The organism is Corynebacterium sp. HMSC077D03 (assembly GCF_001808545.1).
Lineage (GTDB): Bacteria > Actinomycetota > Actinomycetes > Mycobacteriales > Mycobacteriaceae > Corynebacterium > Corynebacterium simulans.
On sequence record NZ_KV793678.1, the window covers coordinates 1 to 2,138 of the forward strand.

Consider the following 2,138-nt stretch of genomic DNA (forward strand, 5'->3'; position numbering starts at 1 on the left):
AGGTGTCTACCAAACAGGGGTCAGGTCCATGGTTACCGAGACCTTATTGGTACAGCACTTTCCTTTTGCCTTGCGCGCGGTAGATAGATTTGGCCCGGAGATGGAGGGTAGTCCTCTGTCTCTCGCGTCCTGGCGCTGACTCTTTTCCACCAAGGGACATGCCAGTGTCTTTCCTTTACCTCGTCCCGGACACATAAACATCTGGCTCTCACCGGAGAGCTTCTTGCCTTTTCTCCGCATGGCAAAGGCGCGGCGCTCGTTGATCCGCTGGTTGTAGGTGGCCTCATCAATACGTCCGGCATAGAAGTCTTCGGTGGCTTCCACCAGAGGTTTCGGCATGGCAGGACAATACCAGTGGCCTTCAACTAACCCCATGGTTTCATAGGATCCGCGCTTTCCCAGCTGATTGGTTCTGTAGTCTCCCACCAGGGTATAGCCGAGTTTGCGCAGTGGTTCATGGAAGTCTTTGGTCTTAGCCACCGCGAAGTAAGCACGATCGCCCACCACTGTGCCCTTAGGTGTCTCAGGATCATCCGTTAAATGCCGCATGGCTTCCAACCCACGGATCGCAGGGTTGTGGCTGGGCCGGTCGAAGGCCATGCCCATAATCAGGTGTGGCTGTGCATATGGGCCTTGGTCGCGGATGACTCCGGCAACAAGTGTGGCCTCCCAACCCCACACATGCTTGGCGTTTCGCTTTCGCTTTGATTCGCCATGTGTTTCTTGTCGCTCGTCACGGGAGTACCAGCCTGCCTCCGGCTCGGAGGACATGAGATCGTCCGGTCGGTTCGTCCATCGGTTGTTGCCACGGCGCACGCCTGGAATAAGTGTTCCGTCTAGGGTGAGGTCTCCCTGCCAGTTGGCTCGGTATTCTTCGGGCATGTCCTCGGTACTTGCCATAACTAGCTCATTGAACACGTAGGTGGCGCGCTGCCATTTTTCCTCGCGGCGCTCAGGGTCTTGTTCGTCCATCAGCCGGTTGAATTCAGCACGGGTAAGCCTGGCGCGGTGCGGGATGTTGTCGAATGGGTCAACGACATCAAGGAAGCTGTGCAGCGCACGCCACAGGCGGTAGTACCAGTTGCTGTGCTGGGTTGCGTAAAAGTCACCTACCCGTCGTGCCTTATCGCGGCTGGGCAGGTTAAGGAGTTCTAAAGCCTTGTCTGTCGTATCAGGCGAGGCCAGGAGCGTCGTCATGGTGGTCAAATGCATGGGTTGACCAGAACGCGCCAGAATCAGGTAGAGCGCAAGGATGGTGCGGTCGTTAACGGATTTAGGCCTGCCTCCTTTGGCGGGGTCGTAGCCGTCTACTCGCCTCCAGGTGTCAAGATGGTGGCAGATGTCGGTGCGGTCGATGATGGTCAATGCCCAGGAAACGCTGGCTCCATCCAGGCGAAGCAGCGGGGTGGGTGTGGTGTTGAAGTGGGCCACCTAGACTTCGCCTCCTGCTCTCGGTTCGACGACTCGAAGCGGCGGGTAGTCTGGTTCGTCCCTGTTGCCGCTGATCCACTCACGGTATTCGGTCTCGGTGAGCGCGCCAGATTCAACGATCATGTGGTGAAACGTGTCCTGGAAGGGCTGGATGCTTCCGGTGGCATAGACCAGATGGTTAAAGTCCACGCGCTCGGCGGCATGAGTAGCGATCCAGGTATAGCGCAGCCTGGGCAGTGTCGGGGCAAGGCCGGTACTCGATGGGTTCTGGCTGGTCTTGTGGATGAAGTCAGCAATCAGATGTGGGCCTGTGGCATCGTTGCGGCGGCGCGCCGAGTTGGGTTTTACCAGTGGTTCGTCTCTACGGTCGTCGCCCACGCCATGCAGCACTTGGCGCATGAGGTCGTCGAAAGGTGCAGTCAGCGGAACGGTACGCGGCTTTAGCCCACGACCACCGCGTGCATGAACCGCCAGCACTGTGCCAAAGTCGGTGAAGTCGCCATAACGGCAGTGATAGATTTCCTCGGTGGACATGCCAGCACCTAAAGCCAGTGACACGATGATGCAGGCCACGCGCCGCGACTCGCGGCGGGGGCGGGAGTGAACCCAGTCGTCGATTCGGATAAGTTCGCTGGCGTTGTAGGCGCGGCGCGGAGCCGTAGCTGCCGGGTAAAAGACTGAAGTGCCCCGAGTTTTGTTCCTAGGCA

Annotated in this window: 1 protein-coding gene and 1 pseudogene; both read right to left on the reverse strand. The window is 58.4% G+C overall.

What is annotated here, in order from left to right:
- Window positions 1–6: 6 nt before the first annotated feature.
- Entirely contained in the window at window positions 7–1,431 is a 1,425-nt protein-coding gene (locus tag HMPREF2888_RS03605) for a hypothetical protein (RefSeq protein WP_246815029.1), read from the reverse strand.
- Window positions 1,432–2,138, reverse strand: a pseudogene (locus HMPREF2888_RS03610) (hypothetical protein); the annotation flags it as partial. It abuts the gene before it with no gap.